The sequence below is a fragment of the Syntrophorhabdaceae bacterium genome (genome assembly GCA_035541755.1).
In the GTDB taxonomy this organism is placed as follows: domain Bacteria; phylum Desulfobacterota; class Syntrophorhabdia; order Syntrophorhabdales; family Syntrophorhabdaceae; genus PNOF01.
This window is the reverse complement of the sequence record DATKMQ010000056.1, coordinates 1-17,906: the sequence shown is the minus strand read 5'-3', so window position 1 is coordinate 17,906 and position 17,906 is coordinate 1. Positions and strand designations below refer to the sequence as shown.

Annotated in this window: 14 protein-coding genes; 6 read left to right on the top strand and 8 right to left on the bottom strand. The window is 52.0% G+C overall.

All coding sequences use genetic code 11. The features are described from left to right. Nucleotides 1-310: 310 nt before the first annotated feature. Nucleotides 311-880 (bottom strand): hypothetical protein, encoded by a 570-nt coding sequence (locus VMT62_05055; GenBank protein HVN95773.1) that lies wholly within the window; start codon nucleotides 878-880, stop codon nucleotides 311-313. 171 nt (nucleotides 881-1,051) lie between these two features. Between VMT62_05055 and VMT62_05050 the strand changes: the two genes are divergently transcribed. Together VMT62_05050 and VMT62_05045 are read left to right on the top strand one after the other, a co-directional pair. Further along, nucleotides 1,052-1,780: a CAP domain-containing protein gene (locus tag VMT62_05050; GenBank protein HVN95772.1), complete on the top strand. Its 729-nt coding sequence runs from the start codon at nucleotides 1,052-1,054 to the stop codon at nucleotides 1,778-1,780. 276 nt (nucleotides 1,781-2,056) lie between these two features. Continuing rightward, nucleotides 2,057-2,344 carry a hypothetical protein gene (locus tag VMT62_05045; protein ID HVN95771.1) on the top strand — a complete coding sequence of 96 codons (288 nt, stop codon included), beginning with the start codon at nucleotides 2,057-2,059 and terminating at the stop codon, nucleotides 2,342-2,344. A gap of 158 nt (nucleotides 2,345-2,502) precedes the next feature. Here VMT62_05045 and VMT62_05040 read toward each other — a convergent pair whose 3' ends face one another. After that, complete coding sequence (locus VMT62_05040) at nucleotides 2,503-2,694, bottom strand: hypothetical protein (GenBank protein ID HVN95770.1); 192 nt, start codon at nucleotides 2,692-2,694, stop codon at nucleotides 2,503-2,505. Between the two features lie 519 nt (nucleotides 2,695-3,213). Beyond that, nucleotides 3,214-3,669 carry a protease inhibitor I42 family protein gene (locus VMT62_05035; GenBank protein HVN95769.1) on the bottom strand — a complete coding sequence of 152 codons (456 nt, stop codon included), beginning with the start codon at nucleotides 3,667-3,669 and terminating at the stop codon, nucleotides 3,214-3,216. A gap of 167 nt (nucleotides 3,670-3,836) precedes the next feature. Here VMT62_05035 and VMT62_05030 point away from each other — a divergent pair, with 167 nt between their 5' ends. Next, on the top strand, nucleotides 3,837-5,546 hold the full coding sequence (locus VMT62_05030; GenBank protein HVN95768.1) for a proline--tRNA ligase: 1,710 nt from the start codon (nucleotides 3,837-3,839) through the stop codon (nucleotides 5,544-5,546). After that, on the top strand, nucleotides 5,521-6,723 hold the full coding sequence (locus tag VMT62_05025; protein HVN95767.1) for a Xaa-Pro peptidase family protein: 1,203 nt from the start codon (nucleotides 5,521-5,523) through the stop codon (nucleotides 6,721-6,723). The genes VMT62_05030 and VMT62_05025 overlap by 26 nt, the downstream gene beginning before the upstream one ends. A gap of 61 nt (nucleotides 6,724-6,784) precedes the next feature. On the opposite strand, the gene VMT62_05020 is transcribed toward VMT62_05025, so the two are convergent. Further along, nucleotides 6,785-9,403, bottom strand: coding sequence for a PAS domain S-box protein (locus tag VMT62_05020; protein ID HVN95766.1), 2,619 nt, complete (start codon nucleotides 9,401-9,403; stop codon nucleotides 6,785-6,787). Between the two features lie 271 nt (nucleotides 9,404-9,674). On the opposite strand from VMT62_05020, the gene VMT62_05015 reads away from it, so the two are divergent. Beyond that, nucleotides 9,675-11,060 (top strand): FAD-linked oxidase C-terminal domain-containing protein, encoded by a 1,386-nt coding sequence (locus tag VMT62_05015; protein HVN95765.1) that lies wholly within the window; start codon nucleotides 9,675-9,677, stop codon nucleotides 11,058-11,060. 214 nt (nucleotides 11,061-11,274) lie between these two features. Further along, nucleotides 11,275-13,098, top strand: coding sequence for a diguanylate cyclase (locus VMT62_05010; GenBank protein HVN95764.1), 1,824 nt, complete (start codon nucleotides 11,275-11,277; stop codon nucleotides 13,096-13,098). Nucleotides 13,099-13,270: 172 nt separating this feature from the next. Here VMT62_05010 and VMT62_05005 read toward each other — a convergent pair whose 3' ends face one another. The 4 genes from VMT62_05005 to VMT62_04990 form a co-directional block, all read right to left on the bottom strand. Further along, nucleotides 13,271-13,723 (bottom strand): response regulator, encoded by a 453-nt coding sequence (locus VMT62_05005; protein ID HVN95763.1) that lies wholly within the window; start codon nucleotides 13,721-13,723, stop codon nucleotides 13,271-13,273. Nucleotides 13,724-13,774: 51 nt separating this feature from the next. Next, complete coding sequence (locus VMT62_05000) at nucleotides 13,775-17,068, bottom strand: PAS domain S-box protein (GenBank protein HVN95762.1); 3,294 nt, start codon at nucleotides 17,066-17,068, stop codon at nucleotides 13,775-13,777. A gap of 68 nt (nucleotides 17,069-17,136) precedes the next feature. Next, complete coding sequence (locus tag VMT62_04995) at nucleotides 17,137-17,328, bottom strand: ATP-binding protein (GenBank protein HVN95761.1); 192 nt, start codon at nucleotides 17,326-17,328, stop codon at nucleotides 17,137-17,139. Nucleotides 17,329-17,555: 227 nt separating this feature from the next. After that, nucleotides 17,556-17,906, bottom strand: a 351-nt coding sequence (locus VMT62_04990) for a hypothetical protein (GenBank protein HVN95760.1), incomplete at its 5' end; no start/stop codon positions are given.

The window sequence follows — 17,906 nt, the reverse complement described above, 5'->3', positions numbered from 1 at the left end:
TCCTCGCTAATGCTTTGGGTCCAGGAGGCGAATGAGGCAGTTGAAAAGAGGCACACAAATATAATTGCCAGAATTAAGGTGGCCGCTCTTCTTCCGGGTAGCCTCGTTATTCGTAAAATCCCTTTCATATCAAACGTCATTATATTACGGCTGTGATCACAAAACGTGTGACGCACGTCACGGTTCTGCGACGTTTTTGCCCGTAAACGGCATAAATTGTCGAAAAATTGGAAACTGGATGGCAATGAACGGGAAGATTAACAAAAAGGCAGGGTCGGGTGAACCTTCTCTGCTCGTATAGGCCGCCCGCCTAGTTCTTGAATCTTTTCCGTAACCTCACAAGGCCCAAAAGACCAGGCCCGAAAAGGAGTGCTGCCGGTGGGATGGGCACGGAAGCGGGGGTCCTGTTGAAACGCGGATCGTTAATATTCAGATTCTGAATAGTCGTGAAGGTCCAGCCGGTTGAACTCGTATAGTTCATATAGGTCCCGTAGACTGTGCCCTTGTTCGTGTAGCTCAGGGCCGCGAGGCTGATCGAAGTCGAAGTCCCTCCGGTGAAGGTCACAAGCCAGTTGAAATTACTGACCGCAGTGGAATCGGTCGCAATGGAGTAGTTACTATTCGGCATCTTATCGGTCCACGAACCTTTCGAGAACTGACTCATGCCGGGACTCTGCATGCTGCCTGCATCATACAAATCGAAGAGCTCGATCTTCACTATTCTGGCCGTCTTGGTGCCCCATACCTGATTTTCGCTAAAGGATTGGGACCACGAGGCATACGAGGTGGCTGAGACGAGCCACGTACACAGGGCTATAACGATACAAGCCCCTATTCTCGCACATCTCAAGATGGTCAGGTTACGCGTAACTCTCTCCATAACACTTTGGATTATAAATGTTTTGTTCTTTTTGAATCGGTGACATCTGTCACAGTATAGCAAATTGTTTTGGATAGTGCGACTGGCAAACGAGCTCCTGTGAGATTTGTCATTGGCATAGGCATGGTTTGTGAGGTAAAAAAATGTAGATGAAGGAGATTATGCTAGGTAATGTTCATGCCACCTCCCTTTAAAGAGGACCGCCGGTTTTTTCTATGCGAAGGCTTGAGGGTCGCGAGCAAACCGCATGAGCGCGAACCAGCGGTGAAAAGGATCATCTTTTTTTTCGCCCTCGCCGTCTTCGCCTTAGGTCCCGTATCGTTCCACGTAAGCCTGCACGGTCGCATCCTCGGGTTCGCTGAATCATGGGCGACCACGGACCGGATCGTCATGGTGCGTGAAGGTGCGCAAGATCCTCGGGGCCCGTCGGAGGCAAAGGCCCAAGCGGTGGGCTCTCGATTGACCGTGCAAGAGGTCCGTCAACTGCTCACAGCGCACAACAAAGCGCGCGCGGAGGCGAACACGGCGCCGGTTTCATGGTCGGATAGACTCGCATCATACGCCCAGGAATGGGCTGATCATCTTGCGTCCTCCGGCCGCCGTATGGAACACCGTCCGCATGCAGGCAAATGGAAGCAGGAGTACGGGGAAAATCTGTTTATGGGTACTGCCGGATATTACGGGCCGGTTGACGCGGTGGCCGCGTGGGAGAGAGAAAAATCGGCTTACCACGGAGAACCCATCGACATGTCAAGCTTGCAGGCCTACGGTCACTATACGCAACTTGTGTGGAAAAATACCACGAGGATCGGTTGTGCCAAAGTGTTATGCGATGGCAGCGTGATCGTTGTCTGCAATTACGATCCCCCCGGTAACGTTCTGGGGCAATTGCCCTACTGAGGGCGTTGTACAAGAACGAACGTGTCGATTTATCATTTCGCCAAATGTGTCGCTGCGAAGAAGCCCGGCCAGGCAATGAAGCGCCGACAATTGTGTCGATGCAGAGTCATACTTTTCGACAATTCCGTCTCGTGGAAAGGGCTGCACGTTAAGCTCGATCAAGTGAATGAGCCATGCTACTGTCTTGCCGCATGTGGCATATGGCTTGCAAAGGCATTATATTAATATACAAGCGGATTGATGTGAGATCAATCCTCGCATCGAAGGAGTGTAACCATGAGAAAAGGAAAGAACACAGCCGAGATTCTCGACAGAGATGACGAACTGGAAGATATGGAGTGGCCGGACGACAATACTGAGGAGAGGACCCTCATACTCAAGGCGGCGCCCCCGTCGCGCAGGGCACAACTTATGGCGCACGGAGCCATGGAAATACGGTGCGCGCATTGCGACGAGATCAGACCTTTAGCAAGCGCCGAGGAGTGCGACGAGGGCTGGCTCTGCGAAGATTGCGTTCGGGAGATGACCCGCAAGCCCAAATTCGGCGGGCAGCGAGGAAGATAAGGCTTACCTTATCGTAAATGACCCGGTAAGCCGAAGAAGAAATAAACGCTAAAGTAAAACATCCCCTTTATTCCAATGTGGCCCCGGTACCTTTCTTAGTTGTCGGGGAATACGAGAATAACACCCGGTATCTCACGGTGGCAGACCATCCGCACCTTCTATGAGCCGTGGATCGTCGCCCGAATCGCAGGGATTCTTGTAACAAGAAAAATCGATGCGACTACGCAGCAGAAGCCTCCCACCATATCGAAGGCATTGATAAGACCAAGAAGAGCAGCGAAGAAGAAGATGTGCCGGACGGTCACTGACCCTCTAAGCGTGAGCAGGGCGAGAAAGGACGTCTGAACCATAGCAAGTACCTGGGTAACAATGCCTTCATTATAGCACGACGGGCTACCGAAGACATGACGAATTCGGAAACCGGAGTGGGCGCCACAATCTCCTCTCCACGAGTCGCATAGATTTCAAGTCAATAATGTCGAAAGCGCGGGATAAGATCGCCATTGTTGTCGAACACGTCAGCGGTTTCAGTTAGAAACATCCAATGATATCAAATAAGTCCACAGTGGCACGCCCATTGCTGTTAGACTTACGGCTGCGACGTTCATGTCAGAGGATAAGAGTAGTTGTGGTAAGGGGCATTAACGAGGAAAGAAACAGATTCAGAGGAGTACGGCCTTGCAACGTTGCTGACAGAGCGGGCGCATAAAGGAGTGTCATGAACATTGGGATGATTCTTATCGTGGCCGGAAGCCTTGTTGTAATAGTCGGCTATATGTACTTCTTTCTGTGATGCCGAGTCCTCTTGCGCGTCATATGTTTGCCGTTTTTTGGCGGCATGGGCAGCCCTCTCTCGACAGCAATCTCCCTTAATGTGCTTGCAGCTTAATGCGGGGGAAGACGTACACCTTGAATAGGGCTTTTCTCTCGGGTTCTTTGTCTTTTTCCCAGGGGCGCATATATTTGAAAGCGAGCGTGACCTGACCCGGGCCCACAGTTGAAAAGGTCCAGATTTCTTCACCCCCGGCCCCGACAAGATTTGTCTGCGATGCCCTGTATTCAGACCTGACGAGCCTCACAATTTTATCATCGGGAGGGGCCGTGAGTTGCCACTGGTAGCCTGTAGCGGGATTTGAATCGAGAACTATGGAGAATGCTTCGCCGACCTTTAGTTGAATCGCTCTTTTGGGGTCTACGTATGTGCTCGTTTTGCCGGGTAGCTCTTTGGAATCGCCACTTATCCCGGGCGAGGCGACTATGAGTGCGACGGCGACCCATAGCACCAAGAGGGGTATGACTTTATTCCATGGTATAATTTTCTTCATCAAACAGTCCTTATAACATTGTGCTCCATCCTCGCGATGATTGCAAGGGTCATACTTCGTTTTCTGTTGAAATGAAGGGCGGTTACAGGTTATCTTCAGGAAGGATAGATAGGCCGTGAGAATGCGGTTACGCCCGACCCTCAGATACTACGTGTGAAGGAGAAGCCATGCTGTTTTCCAAGATGTTCATCCCGACGGTAAAAGAGGACCCCAAAGAAGCTGAAGTCGTGAGCCACAGGCTCATGCTGCGGGCCGGTTTTATTCGCAGGCTTTCGTCGGGTATTTACACCTGGCTTCCCCTCGGTTTGAGATCGCTTCGCAAAGTGGAACAGATCATCCGGGAAGAGATGAACAAGAAAGGTGCCCAGGAAATTCTCATGCCTCTCGTACAGCCCAGGGAACTCTGGGTCGAGAGCACGCGATGGGAAAAATACGGAAAGGAGTTGCTTCGGTTCGTGGACAGGAATAATCGAGAGCTCTGTTTAGCGCCCACGCATGAAGAAGTGGTTACGGACCTGGTGCGACGCGAGGTCAAATCGTATAAAGAGCTTCCCTTGATCCTCTATCAGATACAGACAAAATTCCGGGATGAAATCCGGCCCCGTTTCGGCGTCATGCGTGGTCGTGAATTTTCCATGAAAGACGCCTACAGTTTCGATACCGACGAGGCGGGCGCTGAGAAAAGTTACGGTGAGATGTACGATGCTTATGTAAATATCTTCAGACGGTGCGGGTTCCGTTTCGGCGTGGTGGAGGCCGACTCCGGGCAGATCGGCGGAAGCTTTTCTCATGAATTTATGGTCCTCGCCGACACGGGGGAGGACGTGATCATATCCTGCGATTCCTGTAAGTACGCGGCCAATCTCGAGCGCGCGGAGGTGGGGGTTGTAAGGCAAGGGGTGAAAAAGAAGAAAGGGGCATACGCGCGTGTTTCTACGCCCAACGTTAAAAAGGTGGAGGACGTGGCGGCGTTCCTTAATGTTGCGGCGGATAAGCTCGTCAAGACCATGATCTATAATTCCGACAAGGGCGTATTTGGCGTTCTCGTGCGCGGCGACCGAGAGATCAATGAAACCAAACTGAAGAACCTCATCAATCTCGATTACGTTGAACTTGCCCATGAATCTGTGATTGAAGAGGTAACCGGGGGACCGCTTGGTTTTTCGGGACCCATAGGCCTTACGATCCCCCTGTATGCCGATAAGGACCTGATGTTTATGGAAGATTTTGTGGTGGGCGGCAATGAGCCCGACGTGCATATAACGGGTGTCAACACGGACGATTTCAGGGTGACAGATTTTTACGATCTCAAGGTTGCCGTGGCCGGCGATCAATGCCCGAGGTGTGTCGAACGGCTCACCTCGACAAGGGGCATCGAGGTGGGGCATATATTCAAGCTGGGCTTGAAATACAGCAAGGCCATGAACGCTACCTATCTCGACAAAGAAGGCAAAGAGCAGTTCATGGTCATGGGCTGCTACGGCATCGGGGTGGGAAGGACCGTGGCGGCGGCCATCGAGCAGGGAAACGACGAAAACGGTATGATCCTGCCGGCGGCCATCGCGCCATTCGAGGTCGACGTGCTGCCGGTGAACACGTCCCACAAAGAGAGTATGGAGACCGCATGGACCATATACAGGGAACTTCTTGACAAAGGGATCGATGTGGTGCTCGATGACAGGGATGAGCGGCCGGGCGTCAAATTCAAAGATTGCGACCTTATCGGTGTGCCGGTCCGAGTGACTGTGGGAGAGCGTAATCTCAAGGACGGTCTCGTTGAAGTGAAGTTGAGAGGCGGGAAAGAGTCGCAAAAAGTACGGAAAGAAGATATTATCGGAAAGGTCGTGGAACATGTCAGAGAACTTAAACGTTGGTGAGTTCACACCAAGGCAGGAAATCGATCAGCGGCTTGACGGCTTGAGGCAGAGAATGGCCGATCAGGGTATCAGCTTTGCCGTCATCCTCCAGAATGTGGATCTCTTCTATTTTACCGGCACTATTCAAAAGGGCGTGCTTGTCGTGCCCACGGATCAGGCGCCGCTTTTTTTCGTGGAAAAGAGTCTCGTAAGGGCTGAAAAGGAGTCACCTCTTGACATTATCCCTATCAAGCGGGACAAGGACGTGAAGGAGATGCTCAATGGAAAGGGTGTAATTAAAGGCATGGGTGGCATGGAACTCGATGTGGTGCCTGTGGCCCTGTTCGAGCGGTGGAAGTCTATTCTTGGTCATACCGATTTCACCGATGTGTCGCCGCTCATCAAAGACGTGCGCCAGATCAAGAGTGACTTCGAAATTGCCCAGATCATAAAATCCGGCCGGATTATCAGCCAGGTATTTCAAAAGGCCAAGGGCGTCATCAAAGAGGGCTTACGAGAGATCGATATCGATGCGGCCCTGATCGCCGAGGGGAGAAGGGCGGGTCACCAGGGGTTTCTCAGAATGAGGGGGCTTAACCAGGAGATGATGAACGGCTACGTTACCCAGGGTTATTCGGGCACCGTGGCGTCGGGAGCAGACGTACCCATATCCGGATTCGGGTTGAGCCCGGCTATAAGCCAGGGCTCCTCGATCAATGTAGTGAAAAGAGGCATTCCTGTTGTGGTAGATTATGGCGGCGGTTACAACGGCTACATCACCGATGAAACAAGGATCTATGCGGCAGGGGAACTGAAGGAGCACTTCCGGAGGGGCTATCAGGTTTCGCGACAAATAGTGGAGGAAACCATGCGCTTCGGAAGGGAAGGTGTGGATGCGACGGAAATCTTCGTAAAGGCCATGGAGCTCGCAAAAGAGGCGAAACTGGACGCCTACTTCATGGGCCACGGTGAAGGAAAGGTGAATTTTGTGGGCCACGGTCTCGGTCTTGAGATCAATGAACTGCCCGTTATCACGCCGAGACATAAGACAATATTGAAAGAGGGTATGGTCTTTGCTTTTGAGCCCAAATTTATCTTCCCCGACGAGGGCGCCGTGGGTTTAGAGGTTGATTTTATCGTCCGTAAACGGGGGCTCGAGCGGGTCACCGATTTTTCTCCGGATATACAGTATGTTTGATCTCTCCCGAGGAGGACCGTTTGGGAGGTCTTCGGGAATCAAGCGCTCGCTTACGCCTCGCTTATACTGTGTCCAACAGTTCCCTGACTTTTTGAAGAAGCTCATCAGGCAAAAGAGGTTTTGAAATTGAGGGGGGCTTCTTATCGCAAACGATTTCGTCAAGACAGGAATCTTTCGTGTGCCCGGTAACAAAAAGTATCTTGATCTGGGGCCTTATTGAGATGATAGCTTCGTAGACATTTTTTGCACCCTTTTTCAGCATGAACGTATCGAGGATCAGAAGGTCTATTACCCCGTTGTCGCGTAACTCTTCTATGATCTTTTTGTGGTCGGCGGCCTCGGTAACGGCGTATCCATAGAGGTCAAAAATCTCTCTCATAAAATGCCTTGCCTCCTCGCTGTGGTCCGCAACAAGGATGGTCTCATGTCCCCGTTTGGCGGCGAGGCAGAAGGTATGCTCATTCACGAGTTCTGTCTTTTCTATGGGAAGATGTATGTGAAAGGTGGTGCCGGCGCCAGGTTCACTATATACCGTTATGTATCCGTTGTGTTGTTTCACGATCCCATACACGGTGGAAAGGCCGAGCCCCGTCCCTTTGCCAGACTCTTTGGTGGTGAAGAACGGTTCAAATATCTTTTCACGTACCTTCTCATCCATACCTTTGCCCGTATCAGAGACGGACAGAAGTGCATACCTGCCGGGCTCTCCAAATCCGTGGATGAGGGCGAAGTCAGCCCCTAACGTTACGGACTTCGTCTCGATGACGATCTTGCCGCTGCCTTGAATAGCGTCTCTTGCGTTGGCCACGAGATTGAAAAGGATCTGGTCTATCTGGGTCACGTCCACCGTTACCGTCATGGCATCGGCGGCGAAGCGGGTTTCCAACGATACGTCGCCTGTGAGGAGCCGGTTGAGAAGCGGCTCGGTCCCACGGATGATGTTGTTAATATTAACGGATTGCATATTTATGGGTTGCTGCCTGCTGAAGGCCAAAAGACTTTTTGTCAGGTCTGCCCCCTTCTGAGATGCCGAGAGTATTTGGTCCACATATGACCTCAAGGGATTTGTCTTATCCATGCGCATCTGTAAGAGGCTGCCAAAGCCCACGAGCGCAGTCAGGATATTATTGAAATCGTGGGCCATGCCGCCGGCAAGCTGACCCACCGCCTCCATCTTCTGAGCCTGACGGAGCTGGGATTCGAGCATACGTTCTTTGGTTATGTCCATGCACGTTCCCGAAACGGCGGCTCTTCCCCCATAACTGATCGTGTTGCCGAAAATCTTCAAGGTCATGACCTTGCCGTCTTTCCTTATGGCCCTCACGTCGAATTCCGCGAAATCTGCATCGCCCTGCAGCCGTTTCTTGAGCGCCTCTTGCACTCTAGCTTTGTCTTCCGGATGGATGCCGTCCAGGGGACCAAGCTTGTCCACTATCTCATCGCTTGCGTAACCCATCATATGGCAGAACCGACGGTTTACGAACCTGAATTTTCCATCCTGGATAACGTAAAAGCCTACGAGAGAGCTTTCCACCACACTACGGTACTTTGCTTCAGACTCCATGTAAGCCCGCTCAGTATTCTTGCGCTCCGTAATATCGACCGCTATGGCCCGCATGCCGGAGAGTTTTCCTTCCCGTATAACGGGACCGGCATAGACCATGACGGGAAAGGTGGTGCCGTCCTTTCTCAATGCGGTATATTCGTTACCGTGGGATGGCCTGTCGCCTTTCAGCACCCTTTGAATGTTCCCCTGCAGTCTTTCAAGGTCTTCGGTCACAAACATTTCGGAGAGGTTGAAAATCCTCTCATCGAACTCTCTTTGCGTATAGCCGAACATTTCGAGCCCGCAGAGATTTCCGTAGACGAAGTAGCCCTTCAGGTCAAACTCGGCAACTGCCTGAGGCAGCAAATCTGCCAGTTCTCTATATCGTCTCTCGCTTTCCTCAGATCTCTCTTGAGACAGCTTGCGCATGGATATCTCTCCCTGCAGGAGCTCATTGGCGGACTCGAGCTCTCGCATGGCCCCCACCATTCTTTTTTGAAGGCCGCTCACGGCAAGCACGAATGGCGCCAGATACATAATAAGACAGGCGACATGGACCATCCAATTGGCGGGCGAAAAGAGATAGAAAGCTGTGCCCGGCCTTGTTGGAATAATGCCCCAGTGGGCCCCAATAGCGAAAAGGATAACCGTTACCGTCACCACAGAGGAAGAGATTATCCCTGCCCGTATTCCAAGAAAGACGCTTGCAAAGGCGCAAAGCATGACGAGGTGAATCATTGACGAACCTGCGAGCCCCAGGCTCGTGAGCGATTGGGCGCCGATAATGTAGACAATCGCGAGCAAGAAGGAAAACGTGACAGGGACGGAGAGGTGACGGCGAAATGCGAAAACCGCAACGAGCATGAGATACATTGATCCATGCATGATTAAGACAGGGTGCCAGGCAGATCGTGCGAGCGTTCGGCAAAGCGAGACCGCCAGGGCCAGGCCGGCGCAGATCAGGATAACAGGATATATCTTGTCGAATATGGCGGATAGGACAGGATAGATTCGTTGGGGGTCTTTCAAGGCGGAAGAACCCGATGATGGGTTTAACCGCGAGGGGTGCATATTAGGGCCTGCCATCAACCTGTCCTCCACGATCATATACGTTCCGATCGATATCGGGCCCATATCGGTTCCCATCACGAAGACCTGGGATAAGACCCGGCGCCGCGTTTACCGACACCAGGACCGGTCATCCGCATAGAGCCCGTCATGATGAGGTAGACCTTGCGCAGCATGACAGCCGGCAGATGACATCTAAACGGTCTTTGAGCCCAATACAATAGTATTAACGGCAATTCTCGAGATTTCTTAATAGTAACTTTCTGTCCTCGTCGGTTTCGCACCATGCTTACAATTTTCTTGCCGCTCTTGCCTGCCACGGTTATAATCAAAGATAATGGATCTTGAGAATTTTATAGGCGGGCTCAGGGCATTCCTCACGGAAGACAGGATAATACTCAACCGAGAGGGCCTTTCTCACTTCTCCTACGACGCCACAGAGAGGCAATTTCTGCCCAAGGTGGTGGTTCTGCCCGAGAGCACCGAGGAAGTGTCGAGAATCATGAAGCTTGCCTTCGAACTCAAGATCCCGGTTACGCCCCAGGGAGGCAGAACGGGCCTATCGGGAGGCGGACTGCCGGTTAAAGGTGGTGCGGTACTTTCGCTCCTGAGAATGAAAAGAATCGTAGAAATCGATGAGAGGAATATGCTTGCAATCGTAGAACCCGGTGTCACATCTTCCGACCTTCAGGAGGCTCTTAAGTCACGCCGACTTTTCTTTCCTCCCGATCCATCGAGCGGGGTGGACAGTACTATCGGCGGCAATGTGGCGGAGAATGCGGGATACACGAGGGCCGTGAAGTACGGCGTGACGAGGGACTACGTAAGGGGGCTCGAGGCGGTACTCGCTACCGGCGAGATTATACGTACGGGCGGCAAGAATGCCAAGGATGTAACGGGATACGACGTGACGTCACTAATCGTTGGTTCCGAAGGTACACTGGCTGTGGTCACGAAGATCATTTTGAAGCTTCTTCCCCGACCCGCAGAACTAAGGACAATTATCGTATACCTCAACGACCTGGCAGCAGCTGCGGACCTGATCGTTCAAGTCCTTCGCAGCGGGATCATTCCCTGTGCTTTAGAATTGCTGGACAATACCACAATCAATACTGTGGCCGACTACATGGGGGTGCCCCTTATGAAAGGTGCGCGAGCGCTGGTTCTCATTGAAGTCGACGGGCATCTTCCGGTGACCGTAGACAGTGAGGCGCAGGCCATCGTATCAGTGTGCGAAACGTTTCCCGGTATCGTCGAAACGAGATTGGCATCAGGTGAGGCCGAGGCTCAACGGTTCTGGAAAGTACGCAGGGAGGCGTTGCCCGCGCTCACCTCCCTGGGGAAGGACCGTCTCGAAGCCGATGTTGTGGTACCGCGTTACGATCTCCCTTTCCTTGTCCAGTTCATCGGGGAGCTTAAGCACGATGAGGCTATAAGCATAGCCACCTTCGGACACGCAGGGGACGGCAATCTCCATGTTACCATTCTCTATCGCCGGAGAAACTTCGCCGAACTTGACGAGGCATACGGTCTTTTGGAGACCATATACCGGAAAGCCGTAGAGATGGGGGGGAGTCTGACGGGAGAACATGGAGTAGGGATTACCGTGAAAGATTATCTTCCGCTCCGCCTGAGCGAGGCGGAGACGGAAATTATGAAAAGGATTAAGAAGGCATTTGATCCGAGCGGCATACTGAATCCCGGTAAGATCTTTCCGGATTGAAAATATGACGGAAGCATGTCTCTTATGATCTTACGTTCGCATTTGAAATCTCACGTTAGTCTCAATGACCGACGCTTTCGCACGTGAGGCCTCTCGAGGGGCAAATACCGCGCACCAGTGAAAGGAAACTGTTGATATAGGGCATGAAATATATTATGAATTAAGAACAGATTTATGCTGTGGCGGCGCGGTCATGGGGGCAAGAGGTAGAAGCATGGTCAAAGGCTTACCGGCTCAAACTTCCAGAAGAGGCATATTGCACGCTCATCTTGATGGCTACATATCCCTGCTTAAGTCCTCCGGCATCGCCATGATCGTTGTCGACCGGGACGCAACCATAGTGCTCGCAAATGAAAGATTCGAACAGTTCTCCGGATACCCGAAAAAGAGTCTTGAAGGCAAAAGAAGGTGGACGGAATTTCTTACCAACGACGATCCGGCGAGGGCCAAGGCATATCGTGTCTTCACGGGGAACCATTCCGGACGTCCTGCAAAGAGTTACGAATTCAAGTTTATAGACGGTAAAGAGATTACAAAGGATGTGGCGATTGTCAAGGAACCGATTAAAGGGACCAGAGGGGCGCTCATCTCCTTCGTAGACATTACAGAGATAATTGCCGGAAAAGAGAAAACCAGGATCAGCGAGGAGAAATACCGATCTCTCGTGGAGTCTACAGACGATTCGGTCTACATGATCGATAGAGATTGCCGTTATCTCTTTGTGAACGGACAGATGTTAAAAAGGCTTCATGTCAAGGGAAAGGACATCATGAAGAAGCGGTATAGCGATTTTCATGATGCCGAAGACGCGAAAGAATTCAAGGGCTACGTGAATAAAATCTTTCAGACAGGCGTGTCGTACCGGTATGAATATAAGAGCAGGACCGAAGATCGGTATACGCTTCGTACCTTGAGCCCCATTATCGAGAAGAATGACGGAAAAGTCAAATTCGTGGCCGTCGTCTCCAAAGATATTACGGATCTGAAAAAGACCGAAGAGAAGCTCAAGTATCTGAGCCTCCACGATCCCTTAACGAGTCTTTATAACCGGGCCTATTTTGAAGAAGAAATGCACCGTCTCGATAACAGTCGCCTTGAGTTTGTCGGTCTCATCGTCTGTGACATAGACGGGCTTAAGCTTATCAATGATACTTTGGGGCACGACAAGGGGGATGAGCTTCTCATCACGGCGTCCAACGTGATCAAGCAGTCTTTCCGCGAAAGCGATGTTGTTGCGAGGGTGGGCGGAGATGAGTTTGCTATCCTCCTGCCTAATAGCCCGAGGTCCAAAGTAGAAGACATTTGTCGAAGAATCAAACAGGCCGTCGTTGTCTATAACCGAAAGAAACCTCTCGTACCGCTCAGCATTTCCAAGGGATTCGCGATCCGCGGCAATCTCAATCAGACCATGGCAGAGCTCTACCGGGAGGCGGACAACAACATGTATAAGGAGAAACTCTACGGTGGCCAGCGCGCGCGCCATACGATCGTCAAGAACCTGATCGGCGCGGCCGAAGCGCGCGGGCTCGCCGATAAGAATTCCCTGGCCAGATTCCAGAAACTCACCACCGCATTCGCTCAAGCCATAGACCTTCCGGAAGAGCGCATCAAGGACCTGTATCTACTCGGGCAATTCCATGACATTGGCAATGTAAGCATACACGATTACGTGCTTCGAAAACCCGGTCGGCTGACCAGAGAGGAGCTCGTTGAGATTCAGAAGCATTGCGACATAGGACATCGCATCGCCCAATCAGCTCCCGATTTGGCCTCCATCTCCGATTTCATTTTGAAACACCACGAGTGGTGGGACGGCAACGGCTATCCTCTGGGCCTCAAGGGGAGCGACATCCCCCTTGAAAGCAGGCTGATAGCTATAGTTGACGCTTACGTAGCAATGACCGCCGGCCGGCCGCACCGGCCGCCAATGATCCCGAAGAAGGCCTTGAAAGAACTTAAACGCTGCGCCGGAACGCAGTTCGACCCCAGTCTTGTCGATGCATTCGTCGATCTTATGAAGAAGTCAGCATCTCTCTGATAATCCCTGGGTTCTATGGATTGAGGGACGTGAGTCCGAATAAAAATCGAGAAACGCCCCGCTCGCGGCGAGGCCTGATTATCGGTTCCTGCTTTGTATATCGGCGATGAATCATATCTGTTGTGAACGAGAGTCTATCCTATAATGAGATTCGTAGTGCTACTCGTAACCCTCACTGCCTGTCGAGCACTTCTCTTATTTTCCGAAGCATATCCCCCGGAGTGAGTGGTTTCGAAAGGAAATCGAACCGTTTGTCTTCGATCCCTTTGTCGAGAATGAAGTCTTTCGTGTAGCCACTCGTAAAAATTACTTTGATGCTGGGATTTATTTTACTTACGGCATCATAAACTTCTCTCCCATTCCTGACGGGCATTACCGAATCGAGGATGAGGAGATCTATGTTCTTGTGCTCATCGAACTTCTCCAGGGCATCCTTGCCGTCCACGGCCTCTACGACCGTATATCCATGCTGCTCAAGCACGGCCTTCACGAGATCTCTTACCACTTTATCATCTTCGGCGACGAGAATGGTTTCTTTGCCTTTTTCGATCTCAACCATGGCCGGTCTCTCCTCTTTGATCTGCGCGGTAACCGAGGGAAAATAGATATGAAAGGTCGTGCCCATTCCCTGTTCGCCGTATACGGTAATGTGCCCGTTATGCTGTTTTATGATACCTTATACCGTAGAGAGTCCGAGGTCGGTCCCTTTTCCCACCTCTTTGGTCGTGAAGAAAGGATCGAAGATATGCTCCCTGACCGTTGCGTTCATGCCGACACCCGTGTCGGAAACAGACAGGAGGGCGTACGGTCCTGCACTGTCCACGCCATGGAGCTCCGCGGTTTCACTATCGAGGTGTATAGCTTTGGTTTCTATGGTGAGCGTGCCACCGGCTGACATGGCATCTCTTGCGTTACTGGCAAGGTTAAAGAGTATCTGGTCAATTTGTGTGGCATCGGCCATGATCGTGATGGCGTACGGAGCGAGCACCGTTTTCAGGTTGATGTCTTCGACCAGAAGCCTCTTTAAAAGCGTCTCCGTGGCCTTGACAACCTTATTAATATCGATGGGCATAAGGGTCAGAGGCTGCTGCCTGCTGAAGGTGAGTAGGCTTCTTGTGAGTTCGGCTGCTTTGTGAGAGGTGGTCATGATCTGGTCTACATATGCCCAGAGCGGATTATCTTCATCCATTTTCATCTGGAGGAGGGTCCCGTAACCGGTGAGAACGGTAAGGATATTGTTGAAATCGTGCGCCACACCGCCGGCCAGTGTGCCGATCGCCTCCATCTTCTGAGCCTGCCTGAGCTGGGATTCCAGCACATTCTCTCTGGTCACGTCGATCATGGTTCCGACAATCGCGGGCTTACCTTTATAAGGCGCGACGCCCCCGATAACCTTGACCATAATGATCTTGCCGTCCTTACGTACGGACCGAAACTCCTGCTCTATCACCGTGGCTTCGCCATCGAACCGTTTTCTCAAGTTTTCGATCACACGCGCCTTGTCGTCAGGATGGACGATTTGCAGAGGGTCCATTTTGTCTATGACCTCCTCATATGCATACCCGTGAATCTCACACCACCTTTGGTTGACAAACCGTATCAGGTTGTCCTGCAAGATGTAAACGCCCACAAGAGAATTATCAACGACCGTGCGGTAAGCGGCTTCAGATTCCTGAAGGGCCTCTTCAGCTTGTTTACGTTTGGTGATGTCGCGAAGGTTAATTGCCACGGCGTTGACGTAGGGTTCATCCAGGAGGTTGCTTGCCGTGACCTCGAACCATCGCCAACTCCCGTCTTTGTGGCGATTTCTCGTGATGAAAGACATGTACTCGCCCGGGTGCTGCCTGACCCATTCGGTAGTCGCTGCCACCACGGGCAACGAATCGGGATGGACGAAACTGGTCCGGTCCCCCGCGAGAAACTCTTCAACGGTATATCCGAGAATTTTGCTGATATTCGGCGATACATAGGTTCGCTTGCCGTCGACGGTGGCGAGGATGAGGATTTCCGATGATCTCTCTATTAACGTACGGAAAAGCACCTCGCTTTTTCTCAAGGCCTCTTCGGCCTGTTTTTGTTGGGTTATATCGGTAGCGGTAAAGATGTAAGAATCATCGTCGATCGGGGACACCTGTACCAGGGAATGAGTGATTCCGCCCGTCCTTTTGACAAATTTTGTCTCGATCTTTCCCTGCTGATACATGATCTTTCCAACCCGTTCGTACTCTTTATCATCTTCATAGAAGATGCGGGTGCTTTTGCCGCTTAGCTCCTCGGCGCTATAGCCGGATATGCGGCAGAGCGATTCGTTTACCCAATCGATCACCCTGTTTCTTATGCGGCCGATGCCTATGGGCGAGGCGGAGAGAATGGCGTGGAGCGCTTGCCTTGACTCGGCGACGCTCTTTTCGATGGCCTTGCGCTCCGAGACGTCCCTGATGAACCCTCCCACGCCGGTCTTGTTTCCTTGAAGCCCGACAGGAAATTTCGTGGTTTCGTATACGCTTGTCCCCACGGTTTCTTCCGTCACGACAGTGGAGTATGACGTGAGCGCCCGCACATCGGTTTCTCTGCAATTACGGGCACCTTCGCCAGGCATGAGTTCGAAATCTGTCTTACCGATGATCTCCTCCAGTCCCTTTCCGAAAAAGGCTGCAAGTTGTTTATTGGCGAGGACATGCCGGAACTCGTCGTCTTTGAGAAAGACCATATCCGATGTGGAATTAATGAAGGTACGGTACTGTTCTTCGCTCGCTTTAAGCGCCTCCTCAATCTGCTTGCGCCCCGTAATGTCACGGGAATTGACTACGAGAACGGGCTCCCCGGACAAATCCGTCATACCCATGCCCACGCTCTCGATAAAGCGCCATGAACCGTCTTTGTGGCGCATGCGAACTTCGACCGTCCGCCCCGCTCTACCGGGGTTATCCATGGCCTGCTTGATAGCATCCGCAACGCGAGACCGGTCGTCAGAATGCACGAGAATGTGATCGGTCAAGCCTATCACCTCTTCCGGAACGTAACCCAATACCCGCTCATAGGAAGGGCTCACGTACCGGATCCCGCCCCGCGCGCCAAACACCATGATGAGGTCTGAGCTATTTTCTATGAGTGACCGGAAATACGCCTCGCTTGCGCTTAATGCATCGCGCTCCCGACCTGCTTCGGCCCTGTTGAAAGCGTTTTCTAAAACCCAGGGAAGCTGAGACAGGTACGCACTATTCTTTACCACGTAATCGGCGGCGCCCAAGCGCATTGCCTGAAGCACTATTTCCTCATTTCCGTGGCCAGTGATGATCACCACGGGAAGATCGAGCCTGCGCACTTCGTGGAGCTCTTTCATGAGATCAACCCCATTCATGCCCGGAAGATGATAATCTACAAGAAGGATGTCATAGCGCCCATGAGCCTTGTCCTCGCTTTTTGCTGGAAAAAGTTTGTCCAGCACTTGGTCCGCTGTACGGGCGATATCGAGGATGATATGGGGAGCTGAAAGTGCCAGCCGACGGCGCGTAATGTCGATGTCGGCCTCGGTGTGCTCGCCATAGAGTATGCTGAGCGGCCGCACGCGACGAGCGACTTCTGAATGATAACGGCGCGACGCCGTCTCAAGAATGATGGGAAGGCGGTCGATGTAGTCCTCATGCTTGACCACATAGTCGCTCGCCCCGGCCTTAAGTACCGAGACCACAGTTTCTTCGCTTCCCATGTCGGTAATCACAACCACGGGAATAAGCATATTGTTGGTGCGCAAAAACGTGATCAGGGCGATGCCCCTGTCGTCTGCGACATGCATGCCGGTGAGCACCGCGTCGTAGGCGGGTTCGTTCGGTGTCTGCGTCTTAAGTTTTGTGATCGCTTCCTGATAGCTTTTCGCATAATCCACGCTGATGTGGGGGGCCATGCGTAAGAACCTCCGTTTCAACTTATCGGCGTCCTTGCGGTTATCTTCCACGTATAAGATATTCACAGATCACCTCCTCTGGATTGACAGGCGAATGCGAGCTCTTCCGTGATTTATGTGATTCCCATTGGTCTTCATTTGGGGACCTGCACATAGAATGTGGCGCCATTGTCGGACTCACTCTCAGTCCATGCCTTTCCGTGCATGTGTCGTATGGCCCTTCGAATAAGGGCCAATCCGATGCCGCTGCTGAAATTGTCCTTTGCGCGTTGTGCACGATGAAATATCTCGAAAATGAAATCGTCCTCTTTTCGGTCAAAGCCCATTTCAAGAACCGACGGATCGTTACCTTCAAATCTGGCATGGCGCCTTCTCCGGCTCGTTTGTGGTATGGCCGGCCCCCGGTCTTAAAGATCTGTGAAAGAGCCTTTCCGCATCACGGGCGAGTATGATGGATCTCTGTTTGTTCGGTTCTCAATCTCCTCTTAAGTCCGTGTTGCAAACCAATGTGGCCATGAAACGGGACTTCCTGCCGGTTATCTGAGAAACATGGTCATGTTCTCGTCTTGTGGGTTTCGTCGCCATATGTCTTCTCGTAGTATTCGGGGAAGAGTTTCTTCATGCAGTCAGGGCAGTAACCGTGGGTGAAGTCTGCGTCCGAGTGCTCGCGGATGTAGTTCTCCAACTGGTTCCAGTATCCGCGGTCATCGCGTATCTTCTTGCAAGAAGCGCAGATGGGGATAAACCCGCTTAATGTCTTGATTTTGGCGAGGGCTTCCTGGAGCTCAATGTTTCGCAGCGTGAGTGCGTCCCGCTGTAGCTTCAGTTGCAGCTGGGTCTTGACCCTGAGTTTGACAACGGCGGGATTGAATGGCTTCGTTATGTAATCTACGGCGCCCAGCTC